The sequence below is a fragment of the Duganella sp. genome (genome assembly GCF_039595735.1).
GTDB lineage: Bacteria > Pseudomonadota > Gammaproteobacteria > Burkholderiales > Burkholderiaceae_D > Rugamonas.
The window spans coordinates 19,303-33,363 of record NZ_JBCNLB010000019.1 but is presented as its reverse complement, the minus strand read 5'-3'; the positions used below and the strand labels follow the sequence as shown (position 1 = coordinate 33,363).

The following is a 14,061-nucleotide window of genomic DNA, read 5'->3' as shown; positions in this document are numbered from 1 at the left end:
CGAGCTGAACCGTAGCGCACGCTACGGTTCAGCTCGTGTAGAAATGGCGGACCTGACCCCGGAGTGGTGAAGGGTTGAGCAGCGGGGATTTTACAGTCTTGCTCCAGAGCCAAAAGTTGCCCTTACCCAGCGACAAAAAGGTATGATAGGGCCTACCTTTTTTGGTTCGATCCCAAGCTCAGCTATGACCGTACAAGCCTCTGCCGCACCCGTTCCCGATAACAGCCCGCTGGGTACCGTCATGGGCATGGCCGCCCAGGGCGTTCTTTCCATCGGCGACCTGTTCGGCGCAGCGGCTGTCCTGCAGGAAAGTGGGCAGCTGCCGGCCGCCATCGCCCTGTACCGCACCTGGATCGAGCACACGCCCTCGCCGCTGGCTTACGCCGCCTGCTTCAACCTGGCCGTGGTGCTGTCCAATGCCGGCGACGACGTCGGCGCCGAGGCGGTGCTACGCAAGGCCATGGCGCAAAACCCGCATTTCGTCGAAGCGCGTCTCAACCTCGGCACCCTGCTGGAGCGCACCGGCCGCCCGGAAGACGCGCTGGCCATGTGGAAGTCCATTCTGTCCGACCCGATCGAACCGGATATCAAGACCAACACCACGCTCTATATCCAGACCCTGAACAACCTCGGCCGCCTGCTGGAAATTCAGAAGCGCTACCCGGAAGCGGAAGCCATGCTGGCCCTGAGTCTGCGCGTCGATCCGCAACAGGCCAATGTGATGACGCATTGGGTGCACCTGCGTCAGAAGCAGTGCGAATGGCCGGTGTACGCCGGCCTGGAACACATCTCGGTCGCCACCATGATGGAAGGCACCTCGGCATTGGCCATGCTCAGCGCCTCGGCCGATCCGGCCATGCAGCTGGCCGCCGCCAAGCGCTTCGTCAACGAGAAGATCAACGCCGCCGTGGCGCCGCTGACCGGCGCCCACGGCTATGGCCACAACCGCCTGCGCATCGGCTACCTGTCCTCGGACTTCTGCTCGCACGCGGTCTCGATCCTGACCGCCGAGCTGTATGAACTGCACGACCGTAACAAGTTCGAGGTGTACGCCTTCAGCTGGAGCCGCGAGGACGGTTCGCCGATCCGCGCCCGCGTGGTCAAGGCCATGGACCACTACATCCGCATCGATAAGCTGAGCGACGAGCAGGCCGCGCGCACCATCCGCGCCCATGAAATCGACATCCTGGTCGACCTGCACGGCCTGACCCTGGGCGCGCGCCCGCAGATCCTGGCCTACCGCCCGGCGCCGGTGCAGCTGACCTACCTCGGCTTCCCCGGCAGCACCGGCCTGCCCGGCATCGATTACGTGATCGCCGACGCATTCCTGATCACGCCCGAGATGACCGAGCACTTCACCGAGAAGCCGCTGTACCTGCCGGACTGCTTCCAGATCAACGACCGCCAGCGCGCCATCGCGCCCAAGCCGACCCGCGCCTCGGTCAACCTGCCGGAAGACGCATTTGTCTTCTGCTCGTTCAACAACAACTTCAAGTTCACGCCCGACCTGTTCGAAGTCTGGATGAACATCCTGCGCCGCGTGCCGAATTCGGTCCTGTGGCTGGTGGCCGATTATCCGGAAGTGCGCGAGAACCTGTTCCGCTACGCCGAGCAGGCCGGCATCGACCGCAACCGCCTGATCTTCAACACCCGCGCGGTGCCGGCCGAATACCTGGCGCGCTACCAGTTGGCCGACCTGTTCCTGGACACCTTCCCGTTCAACGCCGGCACCACCGCCAGCGATGCCCTGTGGGCCGGGCTGCCGCTGCTGACCTGCGCCGGCCAGACCTTCTCCTCGCGCATGGCGGGCAGCCTGCTGCGCGCGGTCGACCTGCCGCAGCTGATTACCTATAATTTCGCCGACTACGAAGAGAAGGCGGTGGAACTGGCCAACAACCCGCAGCGCATCGCCGCCATGAAGCGCCAGCTGCAAGCCAACCGCCTGACCTGTGCGCTGTTCGACAGCCCGCGCTTCGTGCGCAATATGGAAGCGGCGCTGCTGAAGGTGGCCAAGCCGGCCGCGCCGCGCCTGGCCGCGCCGGCGCATGCTGTGCATCCGTCGGAAGAGATGCCGGCCGCGCCAGTGCGCATCGACCAGATCCCGATCGTGGCCGTGTCCTACAACGCGCCGGACCTGATCGAAGCGCTGCTGCGCACACTGCGCCAGTTCTACACCAACCGCGTCTACATCATCGACGGTTCGAATCCCGATGTGGCGGAGCAGATCCGCGCCATCACCGACGGTCACGAGAACGTCGAGTTCATCCCGTTCGGCTACAACATCCACCATGGTCCCGGCATGTCGTGGGCCATCAACCACCTGGGCCTGTCGGGCGAGGTGCTGTTCCTGGATTCCGACGTCGAGATCCTGAAAGCCGGCTTCCTGGAATCGCTGCACAGCCACCTGAAGCCGGGCATGTACGGCGTCGGCAACGTCCAGTGGGTCAACGAATCGGGCCACAGCCGCGAGGCCGGCACGCCGGACGCCATCCCTTACCTGCACCCGGCCTGCATGCTGGTGAACGTGGAAGTGATGCGCCAATGGCCGCTGCCGATCAAGCACGGCGCGCCCCTGCTGCCGGCCATGCTGGCGCTGCACCAGGCCGGCGCCGCCAATCTGCTGCTGGGCGTGGACTGGGTGCGCGATGACTTCAGCCGCGAGCCGAAGCGCCACTACATCAAGCATGACTGGCAGGGCACCGTGATCCGCACCGGCGGCTATCACTACGACCTGCCCAGCAGCGGCGGCGAATTCAACGCCGACCTGCTCAGCCTTGTGCCGGCCAATGCGCGCAAGGTGGTGGAACTGGGCTGCCGCGACGGCTCGTTCGCCAAGGCTTACCGCGCCCGCAACCCGCTGGCCAACTACACCGGCATCGAGGCCGATCCGGCGCCGGCCCAGGCCGCGCGGCCGCACTGCGACTTCGTGTTCAACGAGCATATCGAACAAGCCGGCGCCGACCTGTGGGACCATGTGCGCGGCGCCGATTGCTGGGTGCTGGACGAAGCGCTCGAAAAGCTCGACGATCCTTGGACCCTGCTGCAAAAAATCCGCACCAACATGGCACCGGGCGGCAAGATCGTCATCGCCCTGCGCAACTTCCAGCACTGGAGCATGCAGGCGCGCCTGAACGCCGGCGACCTGCGCTACGGCCCTGGCGGCATCGAGAAGGCGCGCAAGCGCATCTTCACGCGCGGCGTGATGCTGGAGATGCTGCAGCAGAGCGGCTTCCAGATCAGCGGCGGCAGCGCGCGCGTCGTTGACGAGCCGGCGCGTGAAAAATATCTGCCGGCCATCCGCATGATGGCCGGCGCCAGCGGCGTCGATCCGGTGGTGGCGGTGGAAGATGCGCTGCCGTGGCAGTACATCATGATCGCCGTCGCCGCCTGACGCCTGTTACCGAAATACACGGACTTTTACATGAGCTACCCCAAAGTCAGCATCGTCATCCCGTCCTACAAGCCGCAGCATTTTGAGATGTGTCTGCGCTCGGCCGTCGGCCAGTCGTATCTGAATATCGAGATCCTCGTCAGCGATAACTGCCCGACCGAGGAAATCCGCGACATCTGCGCGCGCTATGCACACAATGGCGTGATCTATCAGCGCTCCAGCGTCTACCGCGAGCAGAATGTCAACGCCGCGCTGGCCGGAGCCAAGGGGGAATTCATCAAGCCGCTGTTTGACGACGACCTGCTGCACCCGTTCTGCATCGAGCGCATGGTCGCCGCCATGCAGCCGCGCCCGGAGGTGCAGATGGTGTTCTCGGCCTCGCAGGTGATCAACTCCGACAACGAGCGCATCGAAACGCGCCGTCCGTATGAAGCCAGCGGCACCCTGTCCGGCCTGGACGTGCACCGCCGCGTCACGCTGGGAATGGAGAACTTCATCGGCGAATTCACCACCGTGATGTTCCGTCGCCAGACCATGTGGGACGTCGGGCTGCACCAGCTGTACAAGATGGGCGACCACGATTTCCTCACCGGTCTGGCCGACCTGATCGCCTACCTGAACCTGACCAAAGACGGCAGCATGTTCTATATCGACGAGGAACTGACTTACTTCCGCAAGGACCCGCGCCTGCAGTCGAACTCCAATCCGACCTCCAACCCGTTCTTCGGCAACTGCTTCTCGGATTACATTGACCTGCTGCGGGTGTCGCTCGACGCGCAGATCATCAGCTCCGACGAGTACCGCTCGATGCACCCGCAGGTGGACGCGGTGTTCCTGCGCCTGAATAACCTGTTCCCGCAAGTCGGGGAAGCCCGTGAGCGCTACCTGGCCCGTATGGCCAAACTGGACCAGTAAGGAGAAGCGATGTCCCACCTTGACGAAGCCCGGCTGATCGACCTGCCCAAGTTCCACGACCCGCGTGGCAACCTGTCGGTGATCGAGGGCGGGCAGCACGTCCCCTTCGACATCAAGCGCGTGTACTATCTGTACGACGTGCCTGGCGGCTCCTCGCGCGCCGGCCACGGTCACCTGCATCTGCAGCAGTTCTTCATCGCCATGTCGGGCAGTTTCGACATCATCGTGGACGACGGCTACAGCCGCAAAAAGATCCACCTGAACCGCTCCTACTACGGTTTGTACGTGCCGGGGATGATGTGGCGCGAGGTGGAAAACTTCTCCTCGGGCGGCGTATGCCTGGTACTGGCCTCGACCCACTACGATCCGTCCGACTACTACTTCGACTACGACGAATTCGTGGTCGCCGCGCGCAATCATCACCCCACCTGAACAGCATCATGATGAATCCTCAACTGACCAGCTTCTACGAACGCTTTGGCGCCGGCGACGGCCTGTTCTACCCCGGCCACGCCTCGGCGCTGGTGGTCCTGGGCGGCAAGAAGATTTTGTTCGACCCGATCGTGCTGTCGCAGCCCTATGACAACGCGTGGGTGTTCTACCCGCCGCAGATCGTCGACCCGCGCTGGTACGAGGTCGATGCCGTGGTGGTGTCGCACATCCACCAGGATCACTACGACCTGCCGTTCCTGCGCAAGCTGCCGCCGCAGGTCAAGCTGCTCGTCGTCGGCGACCGTCCTGGCTTCGAGAGCGACATCAAGGAAAAGGTCGGCCGCGAAGTCACCGTGGTGCCGCCGGAAACCGTCAATGAGATCTTCCCCGGCGTGAAGCTGTACGCGATCAACCACGAGACCAACGGCATCGACTCCTCGGCTATCGTCTACAACGACAACTTCTGCGTCTACCACGGCAACGACAACTACCTGCAGCCGGCGTCGATGCGCAAGTTCACCGAGATCAATCCGCACATCAACGTCGCCTGTGTGCCGTACGCTTACATCCACTGGTATCCCTTCCTGATGGAGTACGACGATGACCAGGAGGGCAAGCTGCACAAGGAGCGCGAGCGCGCCCGCCTGGTCAACCACTACATGGACGACTTCCTCAACAACGTCGACATCCTGAAGCCGGACGTCGCCATTCCGTTCGGCGCCAACCTGCTGATCGACGACGGCAATATGCGCTCGGACATCAACATGGCGGTGCAGACACCGGTCGAGCTGACCGACTACGCACGCAAGGTGCGCCCTGAAACAGCCAAGCGCGTGCAACCGATGCTGGCCGGCGACTACTACGGCATCGGCCCGGACGGCCCTGAACTGACCATCGCCAACAACTACGAAGCTGAGAGCTACCGCGACGACGCCCAGGCCTTCCTGGCTTCGCGTCCGCAGAAAACCCCAAGTGTCGACGGCCCGCCCGTCGACCTGGAGCAGTTCCTGCAAACGCTGAACAAGCGCCTGGAAGGCTGCGGCGCACCGATCGACAACATCGTGCGCATGGACCTGAACTACCGCAGCGGCAAGGTGCTGATCGAGATCGACTGCCTGACCTACAAGGCGCGCGCGGTGGACCACTTTACCGAGGGCCGCCCGTTCCACCACTTCAAGCTGGACCCAGTGGCCTCCTCCGACTGGCTGAACGGCGACGCCTTCCTGGAAATCCTCGGCACCCGCCGCTTCACGCTCAAGCGCGTGCCGGACCTGTACCTGCCGGACCTGCTGCGTCTTGTGAACACGGTGTTTTAAAACAGATTGGAACTATCATGAGCGTCCCCTTCCTCGACCTGAAAGCCATCAACCTGACGCAAGCCGCCGAGCTGGAAGCCGCCTTCAAGCGCGTGCTCAACTCCGGCTGGTACATCCTCGGCTCCGAAACAGCGGCCTTTGAAGCCAGCTTCGCGGAATACTGCAACAGCGCGCACGGCATCGGCGTGGCCAACGGCCTCGATGCCATCTTCCTGATCCTGAAAGGCTACGGCATCGGTCCCGGCGACGAAGTGATCGTGCCGTCCAACACTTTCATCGCCACCTGGCTGGCGGTCAGCCACTGCGGCGCCAAACCGGTGCCGGTGGAACCGGTGGAAGGCACCTACAATATCGACCCGTCGAAAGTGGAAGCAGCCGTCACCGACAAGACCAAGGCCATCATCGCGGTGCACCTGTACGGCCAGCCGGCCGACATGGGGCCGCTGAAGGACATCGCCAAGCGGCGCGGCCTGAAGCTGATCGAAGACGCGGCGCAGGCGCACGGCGCGCGCTACCACGGCGGCGTCACCGGCCAGTTGGGCGATGCGGCGGCGTTCAGCTTCTACCCCGGTAAAAACCTCGGCGCGCTGGGCGACGGCGGCGCCGTCACCACCAGCGACGACGCGCTGGCGGACCGCATCCGCACCTACCGCAACTACGGCTCCAAGATCAAGTACTACAACGACGTCCCCGGCTACAACTCGCGCCTGGACGAATTGCAGGCGGCCCTGCTGGCGGTCAAGCTCACCACGCTGGACGAAGGCAATGCCCAGCGCCGCGCCATCGCCGCCTACTATCAGCAGCACCTGGCCGGCATCGCCGGCCTGACGCTGCCGGAAATCCCATCGTGGGCCGAGCCGGTGTGGCACCTGTACGTGGTGCGCCACGCGCAACGCGACCTGCTAGCCAAAAAGCTGGCGGAAAAGCAGATCGGCACCATCGTGCACTATCCGGTGCCGCCGCACCTGCAGCCAGCCTATGCGGAGATGGGCTACAAGGAAGGCGACTTCCCGATTGCGGAAGCAATCCACCGCGAAGTTCTGAGCCTGCCGGTGTCGCCAACCATGACGCTGGAAGATGCCGCCGAAGTGGTCGCCGGCGTCAAAGCCGTCCTGGCTGAATTGGGCTGAAATGTTCCGCAAGCCGCGTTCAGTACGCGGACGGCAGTTGCTGTTCCGCGACGCCGCCGTCGCCGATGCGGAGTTCATCCTGGCCTTGCGCACGGATGAAAAGAAGGGAGAATTCCTGTCCGCCACCGCGCCGGACGTGCAGCAGCAGCGCGACTGGCTGACGCGCTATGCGGGCGACGACACGCAGGTCTACTTCATCATCTGCAAGCTCGATGGCACGCCGGTCGGAACCGTGCGCCTGTACGACCAGCGCGGCGATTCCTTCTGCTGGGGCTCGTGGATCAAGAGCGACGGCGCACCGAGCGGCTTTGGTGTGGAATCGGCCTTGATGGTGTACGACTTCGCGCTGCAGATCGGCTTCCAGCGCGCGCACTTTGATGTGCGCAAGGGGAATGCGTCCGTGATCCAGTTCCACGAGCGCTTCGGCGCGGTCAAGGTGGGCGAGACCGACGAGGACAACCTCTACGAAATGAGCAACGCCGCCATCAAGGCGGCGCTGCAGCAGTATCGCAAGTACCTGCCCGACGGCGCGGCCGTCGCGTTCTGATTACTCGCGCCGGATCTTTTTCTGGCGGACGCTGTGCAGCGGGCCTTCCGCCAGCACCACCTTGGCGGGCACCTTGAACGGCGCCAGATGCGCCAGGCATTCCTGACGGATGCGCTTCTTCAGGCTGTCCACGCTTTCCGGACTGTCCACCACCACCTTGGCCACCACGATGTTGCCCAGCATGGCGTGCTTCTCGCCGAACACCGCCACGTCCTGCACGTTGTCCATCTCCAGGATCACGCTCTCGACTTCCGACGGATACACCTTCTGTCCCGCCACGTTGATCAGGTCCGTCACGCGGCCGAGGATGCGGAAGTAGTCGCCATCGACCTCCACCTGATCCTGCGTATTGAACCAGCCGTCCGCATCGAACTCCGACGGCGCATTCAGGTAGCCCACCATGGCGTACTGGGATTTGATCCACAGCACACCATCCACCACCTTGGTCTGGAAGCCTTCGCCGCCCACGCGCACCCACAGCGAACCGTCCTCGCGCGACTGCGAGCGCAGCACACCCACCTCGGACAGGCCGTAAGTCTGCAGCAGGTCCACGCCCGGGAACTGCGCACGCACGCGGTCCAACGTCGATTGCGGCATCACTTCGGTACCGTAGGTGATGCGCTTGAGCGACGACAGGTCGTACTGGTGCTGCAGGTTGGACGCCATCATCAGCGTCAGGAACGACGGCGTGGCCGGCAGCAGCTCCACCTTGTACTTCTCGATCGCCGCGCAGATGTTCGGCACCGAGCGGTCGGCCACCGTCACCACCGTGCCGAGGCTCGACGTGATCGCCAGGATGGTGTTGATGCCGCCGAAGTGGTCGATCATCAGGAACGGAATCGCCACCACCGGCGCGCGCTGCTTGCGGAACTTCTCGGCCACCTGGTGGAAGTCATGCAGGATGCCTTTCGGCTTGCCGGTCGAGCCGGACGAGAACAGCACCATCCCAGGCGTGCCGCGCTGGCGGAATTCGTTGAGCAGGGCATTGTCGGTTTTGAGACCGCGATGGGTGATGGTGGCGTCGCGGCCGGCCGCATCGAACTCCACGTACCACTCGCAACCCGAAACGCCCAGCGCCACCGACTCTTCCACCACCGAGGTGCGCGTCAACGGAATCACAATACTGCCGTTGCGGCACAGCGCCATGATCATGCAGAACACTTCCGGCGAATAGTCGCCCAGCACTACCACGGTCTCGCCGCGCTGGATGCCGGCCGCCTGCACGCGCTGATAGAAGTCGCCAATCAGCGCGACCACGCCGCCATAGCTGACCTCACGGCCTTCGTGGATGAAAGCGATGCGCTCGGGCGCGCTCTGGAACCGCTCGATCAGCCATTCCATGATTACACTCCCAGATCGTTCAGCACCAGCTTGATCAGTTTGTAGGAGGTGATATTGCCCGCGTCTTCGTCGGGGATGGTCACCTTGAATTCCTCTTCCAGCGCCAGCACCAGGTTCATATGGCGCAGCGAGTCCCAGTTCGGCACGTTGTCCATGCTGGAGTCTTCATTGATGGTGGCGGCGTCCACGTTCAGCATGGTGGCCATTACTTGTTTCAGGGCGTCTTCATTCAACATAAGTCATCTCTATCCATGGGTTGGCGGGGGCGGCAAAATCGGCCGCGGCGATGGCGTATCTTCGCACACCTTCGCTGGTTTCTTCTTGCAAGGGCATGCCCAGGCGGGCGTAGAAATCAGCCACTTGCGCGTTCTTGGCGCTCGGGATGTATTCCGCGCGCAGTTCGGTGCAGCCGCGCTGCATGGCGTCGGCGGCGATACGGGTCCAGATGCCCGTTTCGACACCGCGGCCGATCACGCGGCAGCTCATGAGGAAGTTCTCGACGATGGCCGTCCGGCCTTCGTAACGCATCACGGCCACGCCGGTCAGGCCGGCATTGCCGAATTTGTCGCTCACCACCAGCGAGTAGACGGCGTGGCTATCGCCCTCCATCATCTGCTCGATCTCGGCAACGCTGTAGCGGGTGGTGGTGAGGTTGAACTGGTTGGACTTCTGCGACAACTCGCTGATGCGGGCCGCGCTGGCGCGTGCATTGCGCGTCAGCTCCACCTTCAGTTCCAGCGACGCCAGGTACTCTTCCTGCGAGCCGAATTGCGCTTTCAGTTCTTCCGCGCCGGCGCGCTGGCGGTATTGTTCGGTCTTGCCCTTGCTGTCGGCCGCGATGCCGCCGGCCAGGAACAGCGACTTGATCTCGGCCACCACGCGCGGGTAGTCGGACAGCGTGGTCGGCACCTGCACTGTTTTCACCATCGGCAGCTGCTGGCGCACGGCTTCGCATTCAAACGAGGAATCGTCGAGGAACACGATGCTGTCCAGGCCCACGTTCAGCTCCTGGGCCAGGGCGCGCAGGTTGGATGGCTTGTCTTCCCAGTTGACCTTCTTGGACACCAGCTGGGATTCTTTGAGCACCATGTCCGGATGCTTGTGCAGCACTTCGTCAACATCGGCCGGGTTGTTCTTGGTGACCAGCGCCAGCAGGATGCCCTGCCGCTCCAGCGCGGCGAACTCCTGCTGCATGCGCCAGAAGATATTGCCGGGATAATCGTAGGGACCGAGCTTGATGCCGTTCAGCAGATCCTCGCCGATCACGCCGCCCCACAGCGTGTTGTCGCAGTCCAGCGCCAGCACCTTGTAGAAGTGCGCGCCGAAGCCGCGCGCGGCGGCGGCGATGCGGCGCGCCAGTTCGTTCATGTAGGCGCCCGTGTACGGCGCCTTGCTGCGGAAGTAGAAGCGCGCATCGAAGGCGGCTTGCTGGCCGACCGCGCGCACGATGTCTTCCGTATCGATCATGCGGATGTTGGCGAACGCCGCAGCCTCCTCGCGCAGGGCGGCGTTGAAGCGCGCCAGCACAATCGCCACCGCATCCTGTCCGCCCGCGTCGGCGGCCATGCCCATGCGGTGGAAGGTGCCGAGATAAATCGCCGGCATCGCGCGCGCCTTGTCGAACACCATGCGGTAGCGCTGGCGCAGCTCCGCTTCCTTGGCATCGATGATGGCCGGGTCCAGGCTTTCCAGCTGCGCTTCAAACGATGGCAGCAGGTTGTCGAAAAATGGCAGCAGAACGATCTGCTCCACGCCGGCTTGCGCGAACAAATCGATGTCTCCGATCGGGTCGTCGTAGTTACCGGCCACCAGCTCGATGCGCGCGCCGTTCAGCAGCCCGTGCTTGCGCAGGTAGATGTTCAGCAGATCCACCGTGGCGGAGGATGAGACGCCAATCTTGACGGTGCGCGGCTGTGCCTCCTTTTCCAGCGTGGTGACAGCCTGCGTCAGCTGCATCATGGTGCTGTCGGCCTTGCCCAGCACAGCGAGTGCGGCGTCACGCGGCGACACCACCGGCGCGGCAGCTGCGGTGTTCTGCTGCCCGCTCATCGCATCGCCATCCCGCCGTTGACGGCAATGGTGTCGCCGGTGACGAAGCCGGCGTCCTCGGACACCAGATAGGCGACGGCGGCCGCCACGTCGGACGGCTTGGCCAGGCGGCGCAACGGCGTCTGGCGCGCGATCATCAGTTGTGCCTTCTCGGGAATGTCCCCGATCAGCGTGGTCTCGCACATGCCCGGCGACACGCAATTCACCGTGATGCCCTGCGGCCCCAGTTCAGCCGCCATGTAATTGGAGAACACCTGCAGCGCGCCCTTGGCCATGGCGTAGCCGGTCCAGGTGACGGACGGCGGACCGTCCAGCACCTGCGAGGTGATGTTGACGATGCGCCCCCACTTGCGGGCCGCCATCTCCGGCACCACGGCGCTGGTCATCAGGAACGCGCCCTTGACCTGCACATCCATCTGCTGCTGCACGTCGTCCCAGGCGGTGGCGCTGAACGGTTTCGGATTGATGCGCGGCGACGCGTTGTTCACCAACACGCTGACCGCACCGAACGCCTTCACCGCCGCCTGGTACAGCGCCTGCGCGCCGGCCTCGGTGGCGATGTCCGCCTGCACCGCCAGCGCGCGGCCCAGCGCATGGACCCCGCCCACACCGCCGCCGCCCGCCGCCTTGGCCGCATCCGCAGCCGCGTTGATCTCGGCCACGATCTGCGCCGCACGGTCTGCCTGGCCGCGGTAGTTCACCACTACGCTGAAGCCGTCCGCCGCCAGACGCTGGCAGATCGCCTTGCCGATGCCGCCGGCGCCGCCGGTGACAATCGCCACGCGCGGACGCGCATCCGCTGCCGGCTTGGCCTCGGGCTCCGCCGCCACCAGCACCTTTACCTTGCCGACACCGGTCAAGATAAGCTGCTGGTTCTGATTGACGATTTTGGTATCCAGCTCCAGCAGGCGCTCGCGTTCGTGCTTCTTCAGCACCGTGGCGCTGATGGTCAGCACATCGCCCAGCCGCACCGGCAGCAGGAACTCCATGTTCTGCGACACCCACAGCGCGCCGGTGCCCGGCAGCTTGGTACCGATCACGGTCGAGATGAAGGAGGCGCCCAGCATGCCATGCACCACAATGTCCTTGAACGCCGTGGTCTCCGCGTAGGCACGGTCCACGTGCAGCGGATTGTCGTCGCCGGTCATCTCGACGAACTTGCGCACGTCCGCTTCGGTAATGTGTTTGGTCAGCGTCTGCGTTTCGCCAACCTGGATCGAATCGAAATCTTTAAACATGCTCATGCTTCCTTCCTGGCCATCTTCCAGCGCCACACCGAGGCGCCGAAGTTGAAACCGGCGCCCACGGCGGCCAGCACCACGGTATCGCCATCCTTCACCAGCTTCTTCTCCACCGCCTCGCTCATGGCGATCGCCAGCGACGCCGCACCGGTATTGCCCACGCGCGCCACGTTGGTGTAGGTCTGTTCCAGCTTGTAGCCCATCTTGCGCACGATGTACTCGATCATGCGCAAGTTCGCCTGGTGGAACAGCATGAAGTCGACATCGGCCGGCGCCACGCCGCTCTTCTCGCAAGCTTTGCGGATCACGCGCGGCAGGTGGGTGATAGCCTGCTTCCAGGTGGCGATGCCATTCATTTCCATGTAGTCCACTGCGCCATCGAAGGCGCGGCCGATGATCGGATGACTGGAGCCGCCGCCGCGCATGCGCACCGACTCGTAGTTCGAGCTGTCGGTATGGAAGGCCGAGGAGATGATGCCGTCGGCCGGGTCGCCGCTGCGGCTCAGCACCGCCGCGCCGGCGCCGTCGCTCAGGTAGATGGCGGTATTAACGTCCGACCGGTCGATGTAGCGCGACAGGAATTCAACGCCGATCACCACCGCGTTGCGCACCGACGAGTCCACGCGCATGCGGTCCGAGGCCACCGTCAGGCCGGTGACGAAGCCGGTGCAGTTAGCCTGAAGGTCGAAGATCTGTGCGTTCGGCGCCTTCAGCTCCATCTGCACCTTGGCCGACAGCGGCGGGTAGATGTAGTCGCCCGAGAAGGTGCAGGCGATAATCAGGTCCACCTCGTCCATGCTGATGCCGGCCATCTCGATAGCGCGCTGCGCCGCCAGCACCGCATACTGCGACGCCGATTCGTCCGGGCCGGCGATGTAGCGCTGCTCGATGCCGGTTTTCTCGACGATCCATTCGGGAGTGACGTCCAGGTTGCGGCACAGCGTCGCGTTGTCCTCCGCGTGTTCCGGCAAATGGTGGCCGACGCCGGTGATGGTGATGCCCGGGAAGGGGAATGGAGTAGTGCTCACGATGCTGCCAGCCCTAAAAAGTTTAACAATGCGGCGTTGCCGGTACGGACCGACAAGCCGTCGGCCGCGTTACCGTGGCCGGGATAAATGGTGCGCTCCGGCGTCAGGTCCTGCCAGTAGCCGAGGATAGTCTGCTTCAGCACCGCATGGTCCTCGCCCGGCAAATGCGACAGGCCGACGCCGCGCGCATACAGCGTATCACCGGTGAACCACGCGCTGCCGAATTCGATGATGCAGGAACCCGGCGTATGCCCGGGCGCCGGCAAGTAGCGCAGCGGGGTGCCAGCGATGTCGGCCACATGGCCGGGTTCCACCAGCGTGGCCTCCGGCAGCACCACCTTGCGCTGGATCTTCATCGCCATCAGCAGAAAGTTGGACGCCTTCATCAACTTGGCGTCGGCTTTCGGCACGAACACCGCGCAGCCGTATTTTTTCTGGAAGTGCGAGGCGCTGCCGGTGTGGTCGAAATGGCCGTGGGTGCAGTACACCGCGTGCGGCCGCAGGCCATGCTCGCTCAATTCGGCGTCGATGGTTTCGCCATCAAGCCCGGCGTCGATCAGGATGCCGCCGCCTTCCACCTGCGCTTCGCAAAAATAGGCGTTGGAAGAGAACTCGCCGCTGGTCACGCGCCAGACATTGCCGCCGCCCCAGTTGCCGACCACGCTCGCCAT

General features: G+C 64.0%; 12 protein-coding genes. 6 read left to right on the top strand and 6 right to left on the bottom strand.

Annotated elements, in window-relative coordinates; all coding sequences use genetic code 11:
- Nucleotides 1-184: 184 nt before the first annotated feature.
- Genes ABDW57_RS23715 through ABDW57_RS23690 form a run of 6 tightly spaced genes read left to right on the top strand, consistent with a single transcriptional unit; the run spans nucleotide 185 to nucleotide 7,731 of the window.
- Nucleotides 185-3,391, top strand: coding sequence for a methyltransferase domain-containing protein (locus tag ABDW57_RS23715; protein ID WP_343732611.1), 3,207 nt, complete (start codon nucleotides 185-187; stop codon nucleotides 3,389-3,391).
- A 30-nt stretch (nucleotides 3,392-3,421) separates the two neighbouring features.
- Nucleotides 3,422-4,306: a glycosyltransferase family A protein gene (locus ABDW57_RS23710; protein WP_343732610.1), complete on the top strand. Its 885-nt coding sequence runs from the start codon at nucleotides 3,422-3,424 to the stop codon at nucleotides 4,304-4,306.
- Nucleotides 4,307-4,315: 9 nt separating this feature from the next.
- Nucleotides 4,316-4,738, top strand: coding sequence for an FdtA/QdtA family cupin domain-containing protein (locus tag ABDW57_RS23705; RefSeq protein WP_343732609.1), 423 nt, complete (start codon nucleotides 4,316-4,318; stop codon nucleotides 4,736-4,738).
- Nucleotides 4,739-4,746: 8 nt separating this feature from the next.
- The gene (locus ABDW57_RS23700; RefSeq protein WP_343732608.1) at nucleotides 4,747-6,054 is read left to right on the top strand and encodes an MBL fold metallo-hydrolase; all 1,308 of its coding nucleotides are present in this window, start codon (nucleotides 4,747-4,749) and stop codon (nucleotides 6,052-6,054) included.
- A gap of 17 nt (nucleotides 6,055-6,071) precedes the next feature.
- The gene (locus ABDW57_RS23695) at nucleotides 6,072-7,184 is read left to right on the top strand and encodes a DegT/DnrJ/EryC1/StrS family aminotransferase (RefSeq protein ID WP_343732607.1); all 1,113 of its coding nucleotides are present in this window, start codon (nucleotides 6,072-6,074) and stop codon (nucleotides 7,182-7,184) included.
- A 1-nt stretch (nucleotide 7,185) separates the two neighbouring features.
- Nucleotides 7,186-7,731, top strand: coding sequence for a GNAT family N-acetyltransferase (locus ABDW57_RS23690; RefSeq protein WP_343732606.1), 546 nt, complete (start codon nucleotides 7,186-7,188; stop codon nucleotides 7,729-7,731).
- Here the strand turns inward: ABDW57_RS23690 and ABDW57_RS23685 are convergent, their stop codons facing one another.
- Genes ABDW57_RS23685 through ABDW57_RS23660 form a run of 6 tightly spaced genes read right to left on the bottom strand, consistent with a single transcriptional unit; the run spans nucleotide 7,732 to nucleotide 14,061 of the window.
- Complete coding sequence (locus ABDW57_RS23685; protein WP_343732605.1) at nucleotides 7,732-9,072, bottom strand: long-chain fatty acid--CoA ligase; 1,341 nt, start codon at nucleotides 9,070-9,072, stop codon at nucleotides 7,732-7,734. It abuts the gene before it with no gap.
- A gap of 2 nt (nucleotides 9,073-9,074) precedes the next feature.
- Nucleotides 9,075-9,308: a phosphopantetheine-binding protein gene (locus ABDW57_RS23680; protein ID WP_176648930.1), complete on the bottom strand. Its 234-nt coding sequence runs from the start codon at nucleotides 9,306-9,308 to the stop codon at nucleotides 9,075-9,077.
- The gene (locus tag ABDW57_RS23675; protein WP_343732604.1) at nucleotides 9,298-11,121 is read right to left on the bottom strand and encodes an HAD-IIIC family phosphatase; all 1,824 of its coding nucleotides are present in this window, start codon (nucleotides 11,119-11,121) and stop codon (nucleotides 9,298-9,300) included. Before ABDW57_RS23675 ends, ABDW57_RS23680 begins: the two co-directional genes overlap by 11 nt.
- Nucleotides 11,118-12,365 (bottom strand): SDR family oxidoreductase, encoded by a 1,248-nt coding sequence (locus tag ABDW57_RS23670; RefSeq protein ID WP_343732603.1) that lies wholly within the window; start codon nucleotides 12,363-12,365, stop codon nucleotides 11,118-11,120. The genes ABDW57_RS23675 and ABDW57_RS23670 overlap by 4 nt, the downstream gene beginning before the upstream one ends.
- The gene (locus ABDW57_RS23665; protein WP_343732602.1) at nucleotides 12,362-13,390 is read right to left on the bottom strand and encodes a beta-ketoacyl-ACP synthase 3; all 1,029 of its coding nucleotides are present in this window, start codon (nucleotides 13,388-13,390) and stop codon (nucleotides 12,362-12,364) included. Before ABDW57_RS23665 ends, ABDW57_RS23670 begins: the two co-directional genes overlap by 4 nt.
- Nucleotides 13,387-14,061 (bottom strand): MBL fold metallo-hydrolase, encoded by a 675-nt coding sequence (locus ABDW57_RS23660; RefSeq protein WP_343732601.1) that lies wholly within the window; start codon nucleotides 14,059-14,061, stop codon nucleotides 13,387-13,389. Before ABDW57_RS23660 ends, ABDW57_RS23665 begins: the two co-directional genes overlap by 4 nt.